At 36.3% G+C, this 5,960-nt stretch carries 5 protein-coding genes; all 5 read left to right on the forward strand.

The window, feature by feature from the left end; all coding sequences use genetic code 11:
* Positions 1-354 precede the first annotated feature (354 nt).
* The 5 genes from CI949_RS15460 (at position 355) to CI949_RS15480 (ending at position 5,924) form a co-directional block, all read left to right on the forward strand.
* Positions 355-924, forward strand: coding sequence for a TetR/AcrR family transcriptional regulator (locus CI949_RS15460; RefSeq protein WP_290767912.1), 570 nt, complete (start codon positions 355-357; stop codon positions 922-924).
* 259 nt (positions 925-1,183) lie between these two features.
* Positions 1,184-1,501: a cupin domain-containing protein gene (locus CI949_RS15465; RefSeq protein WP_108141349.1), complete on the forward strand. Its 318-nt coding sequence runs from the start codon at positions 1,184-1,186 to the stop codon at positions 1,499-1,501.
* A 119-nt stretch (positions 1,502-1,620) separates the two neighbouring features.
* A complete protein-coding gene (locus CI949_RS15470; protein ID WP_290767916.1) occupies positions 1,621-3,951 on the forward strand; it encodes an RND family transporter in 2,331 nt (776 codons plus the stop codon).
* On the forward strand, positions 3,941-4,723 hold the full coding sequence (locus tag CI949_RS15475; protein ID WP_290767918.1) for an outer membrane lipoprotein-sorting protein: 783 nt from the start codon (positions 3,941-3,943) through the stop codon (positions 4,721-4,723). The genes CI949_RS15470 and CI949_RS15475 overlap by 11 nt, the downstream gene beginning before the upstream one ends.
* Positions 4,724-4,775: 52 nt before the next feature.
* Positions 4,776-5,924, forward strand: a complete 1,149-nt coding sequence (locus tag CI949_RS15480; RefSeq protein WP_290767921.1) for a hypothetical protein — start codon at positions 4,776-4,778, stop codon at positions 5,922-5,924.
* Positions 5,925-5,960: the final 36 nt, after the last annotated feature.

Raw genomic sequence — 5,960 nt, forward strand, 5'->3', positions numbered from 1 at the left:
GATGATCTAGTTTCTTTGACTGCTAAAGAAGACTGTTTACTGCTCTTTATCCGAATTAACGGTGAAGAAGAAAAAGAATTTTATTCTATGAAAAAGTCACAAACAATGTAGATACATTTGCTGTTTTAATATGGTCTAACAGTATAATATAACTAAATCTAAATATTAATGGTTTAAAATTATTTTTTTAATGCATTTTAAAAATGAATGAAGCTCTCTTTATGATAAATATTTTAAAACAGAAAACAAAAAGAAAAGAGCTTTATTCTGGATTAAACAGTTTTTATGATAGTTGACAAAGAAATTTTATAGTGCTATAATATGAATGAACACTCATTCAAGGAGTTGATAAAAGTGGCTCAGGAAACTAAAGATAGAATTAGAAAGGCAGCAGTAGAAATCATCTCTCAGGAAGGTTTTTTCAACACGAGAATGCAGGATATAGCTGATCAGGCAGGTCTGGCAGTTGGAACTATTTATAATTATTTTTCCAGTAAGGATAAGGTCCTGGCTTATATTTTTAAAGCAGAGATGAAAAGAAGAATGGAAATCATGTCAGATTTAAAAGAAAAAGATCTTTCAACTAAGGAATTTTTAAAAGAATTTTTAAATAGACATTTTTCAGTTTTAATTGAAAATCCTCACCTCGGCAGGGTGCTTGTTCGCGAAAAAGATTTTTCCCGGGGCGAAAAAAGTGGGCAGATAAAAGAGCATATGAGTTCATTGATTAAAATGCTGGAAAAACTTTTTCAGGCAGGTGTTAAAAAGGGAGAAGTTAAGGAGATTAATACTCATTTAATGGCAGTCTATTTCTTTGGCTCGATGCAGGGAGTTATCGAATATTCGTTAACTCAACCGGAGATGCAGCTTTTAGAGGAAGCTCCCGCTTTTATTTTAGAGAGAATAGATCATATTTTTAATTGATTTAAAAAAAGTAGTTAGCAAAAGGGTGATAAAGGTGTCCACTCCAGTTTATATTGCGGTTTTATTTGTTTTAGCAGTTGCACTATATGTTAGAAAAAAGAAATAAGTTAATTTTAAAAAATTAACTTTGTGTGAGCTGTATCACTGCATTAAATAAAGCAAAGTACTATACTTATATTAGTGAATGAGCAATCATTCATATTAGAGATTTATAATATATGTCAATAAAATTATTTATTAAACGAAAGGAATGATTTTTGTGGAAATTATTAAGTTGAGTGAGTTAGAGGGGACAAAGAACAAAAGAGGAGTAATTGCAAAAGCTGTTTTAAAAAATGATAATGCTCAGGTGATGAACTTAATTTTGTCTGAAGGCGATATTGTACCTGCTCATCAGGTTCCGGTAGATGTGTTTTTCTACATTAAAGAGGGTAAAGGAACTTTAAGAATTGGAGATGAAGCAAGTGTAGTTGAAGCAGGAACAGTTGTGACCTGTCCTCCAAATACAGAGATGGAATTAAAAGCTGATCAGGGTGAAAAATTTGAAGTCTTAAATGTAAAAACACCTTCACTTTAAAAAATAATACCGGCTGTGTAAGCAGCTGGTTTCTTAATAAAATTTTATGAATGAATACTCATTCATAAATTAAGTGTTAGATTAGATAAAGAGAAATGATTAAGAAAAGAGGGGTAATCATGATTGATAAAATAACAGACTGGGTGCTGAAATTTCCAAAAACAGTTTTAATCATAATTTTAATAATCACTGCATTTTTTACTTTCCAGATCTATGACAATGCACGTTTAGAAACTAACCTGGATAAATATAAGCCGGATGATCATCCAGAATTTGTGGCCAGCGAAGAGTACGAGGATTTATTTGGGATCAATGATGCAGTAATTGTAGCGGTGGAGAATAATAGTAATCCAAATGGTGTCTATAATGCGGAGACATTGAAAATGATTGATCAAATATCTCTAGCACTGGAAAAATTGCCGGAAGTAGCAAAAGGGGATGTCAAGAGTCTGACTACAGCTGATAACATTAAGGGAAGTGAATTTGGTCTGGAAGTTGATCCCTTCTATCAAAAGTTACCGGAAAGCCAGGCTGAAATAGATCAGCTGCGGGAAGATGTAGAAGCCAATAAGATGGTTGGAGGTAGGATTGTAGCCGAAGATGGCAATTCTGCCTTAATAATGGCTGAATTAAAAGCTGGAGAAATAGACAGGCTGGAGCTCTATCAAAAAGTTCAGGAGATTGTTAAGCCCTACAGAAGCGGCAGTGAAAAGATTTATATTGCAGGACAGCCAGTAGTTGAGGGAACTTTAGCTCATCTAATGCCTCAGGATATGCAGAAGATGATTCCAATTGTTATCTTTATTATCCTCTTTGTCCTATTTTTAACCCTGCACAGCTTTAAAAGCACCCTGCTGACTATGCTGGTGGTTTTATTTAGCACAATCTGGGCTTTTGGACTGATGTCCTATTTAGGAATTCCAATTTATGCAGTTTCGACAATGATTCCTGTAATGCTGATTGCACTGGGAGTTGCAGACGGGATTCACCTTTTAAGTCATTTAAATCAGGAAATTAAAGCCCAGCCGGAAAGGGATAAACTTGAGTTAATTAAGGATATGCAGCAGCAGCTCTGGAAACCTGTGGTAATGACTTCAATTACAACTGCAGCAGGATTTCTATCATTATTAACTTCAGATGTTCTGCCGATCAGGTATTTTGGCTTATTTACATCAGTTGGTGTAATTTCTGCCATGTTCTTTTCTCTGATTATGATTCCAGCTGGTTTGAAAGTGCTGGGTCTGCCAAATCTTAAAATAAAAAAGAAAGAGCAGAAGGCTGCTGACAGGAAATTTTTTCACAGGTTATCTCAGTTTGTACGGACAAACCGCAGAGCTGTAGTAATCATAACAATCATCATTACGATTATAGCAGCCTATGGTGCCAGCAATATCTGGATTGACTCCAGTATGCTGAGTAAATTTACTGAGAACGAGGAAATCTCACAGGCAGATAATTTTATCAATCAGAACTTTGGCGGTACAACTCAGCTGAATTTAATCTTTAAAGCAGAAGAGAATGATACATTTAAAGAACCAGAATATTTAAAAGATGTCTGGGAACTGCAGAATCAGCTGGAAGAACGTGAATTAATAGGTACAACCTACAGTTTAAATGATTATCTCCGCCGGATTAACAAGGTGATGAACGAGGATCAGGAAGAGTTTAACCGGGTTCCTGAATCCAGGGACTTAGTTGCTCAGTATCTCCTTTTATATTCAATGTCAGGTGATCCGGAAGATTTAGACAGGTTAATTGATTATGACTACAGACAGCTGCATGTACAGCTGAGTTTAAAAACGGATCGGACTCAAGAGATTAAAAGTATTATTGCTGAAATTGAAGGCTTTGCTGCTAATTCATCTTTAAAGGAATTTGAAGTTGAATTTGCCGGCTCGGCCTATACAAATATGATTTTTAGTGGTCTAATTTTAGAAGGTCAGGTTTTAAGTCTGGCAATTTCCTTAGTAGGTGTTTTCTTACTGCTCAGTCTGCTCTTTAAAAGTTTTGCAGCTGGTTTGATCGGAGTGCTGCCAATTGCAGTTACAGCAGTCGTCAACTTTGGATTGATGGGAGGCCTGGGAGTTTCTTTAAACACAACTACAGCCTTAATTTCCAGTATCGCAGTTGGAATGGGAATTGACTATGCAATTCACCTGCTTTCCCGCTATCAGTATTATGGAATCAGAGGCTTTAACAAGGCGGAAACTGCAGATAAAGCAATTAACCTCTCAGGAAGAGCGATTACCTTTAATGCAGTTGTTGTGATTGCAGGATTTATGGTCTTAACCTTCTCTGAGTTTCCTCCCAATAGAGAACTCGGCTGGTTAGTTTCAACAGCTTTATTTGTCAGTCTGATTGGAACCCTGACTCTGGCAGTTGCTTTAATTGATATCATAGAACCTAAATTTATTTTCAAGAAGAGAAAGGATGATCAAAATGAGGAATAAAATAATAATTACAGTTGCTGTACTGGTAGCTTTAATGACAGTTTTTGGGACAGTTTCGGCTGCTGAGCTAAGTGGGGAAGAAATCATGGAAAAAGTGTATAGTCGTGAAACTGGAGACAGCAGAACTTCTAATCTCGAGATGATTTTAATTAACAGCCGTGGTGCTGAGCGAGTGAGAGAGATCAAGCAGTATGAGAAGGACTTTGGCGAGGTTGAAAAGAAAATAATGTTCTTTATTTCTCCGGCAGACGTGCGCAACACCTCCTTTATGAACTGGAGCTATGATTCAGATCAAAGTGATGACCAGTGGATTTTTCTGCCTGCTTTAAATAAGGTAAAGAGAATTTCTTCTGAAAACAAGAGTGACTATTTTATGGGCTCAGATTTTACCTATGATGACCTGGGAGATAGAACACTGGCCGAAGATGAGCACAATTTAATTGGAGAAGATACAATTGATGGTAAGGAAGTTTATGTGGTAGAAAATATTCCGGTTGCTGAAGACGATTTATACAGCAGAACAGTAACTTATGTCTGGCAGGATAACTGGATTGGTCTTAAAAAAGAGTTTTATGATCAGGAAGGCAAACTTCTCAAAGTCTTAACTGTTAATCAGCTTGAAGAAATAGATGGAATTCTAACCATTGTTGATAATGAAATGCATAATCTGCAGAGTGACCACCGAACAATTTTAAGAACCAGTGAAGTTGAATATAACACTGAAGTTGATGAGAACTTATTTAGTGAAAGAATGATGAAGCGTGGATTATAAAATTATAGATAATGATAAATAAAATATGATAGTTTATACAGGAGGTTTTATTATGAAGATTCTAAAAGGAGAAAAATCATTTTCTCTAACTCTGATAATATGCCTGGCTGCAGCAGCTCTGCTATTCAGCAGCTCTATTGCCGGGGCAGCTTATATCAGTCATCAGATTACGGGTTATACTGCTTATGATCTGGAAAATAGTTCAGAACTATATTCATATTTGGAATATGATCTTAAGCTTGAACAGCGCTTAGAAAATGGTCAGTTTGTTTTGAATCCAAAATTACAGATAAATACACTTGAAGAAGAATTAGAGCTTGAGCTTTATGAAGGATATTTAGATTATTATTTTTCCAATGCAGATTTGAGAATCGGGCGCCAAATTATTAGCTGGGGCAAGGCAGATGGCCTGACAGTAACTAATTTAATAAATGATCAGAGCAGAGTTCAGCGTCCCTTTGTTAATCCAGATGATCGCTTTCTAGGTAGTGATGGCTTTAAATTAGATTATTATACTGATAGTGGAACTCTGGAGGCAGTTTTAACTCTTCCGCCAGCAGATTCAGATTTAGATGCCGATCAGTCAGGCTTTGGTCTCCGTTATTCAGTACTCGGGATGGGCTCTGACTATGAAATCAGTGCTGGCTCATTTCCCCAGTACAATCCCATGCTGGAAGTATATAATCAGCTAACAGGCAGCAGTGAAGCTCTCTACAGAGACCAGAATTTCATTGGCGGCAGTTTTTCTAATGACCTGGGAAAATTTGTTTTAAAAGGAGAAGGAGCTTACTTTTTCGACCGCGACTATCTGCAGCAGACACAGCAGGGTCCACAGATTGTAGAGAATAATGAGCTGGAAGTTTTATTGGGCATCGATTATTATCTGGGAGATTATTTAATAGCTCTACAGGCAAAAGAAGGAATCCTAATCGATGAGCCAAATAATTTGATGCGAGATAAAAGTATAGGAGAATATTCCTTAATGGTGCAGAGATCTTTTGTGCGGGATAACTTAAATGTGGAAAACTGGCTGATTTATAGAGAAATGCCGGAGCTGCCGAATATGGAAGATACTCTTCTCTGGCGGTCGCGCTTAACTTATGATTATTCTGATCAGCTGACTTTTTCTACCGGAGTTGATCATGTAATTGATGGACCTGATAAAAGTGAAATCTTTGCTCAAATAGAATATAGATTTTAATTAATCTTTTCTTTGGTGTTATTAATAGTTATATTA

The sequence above is a fragment of the Halanaerobium sp. genome (assembly GCF_003070835.1).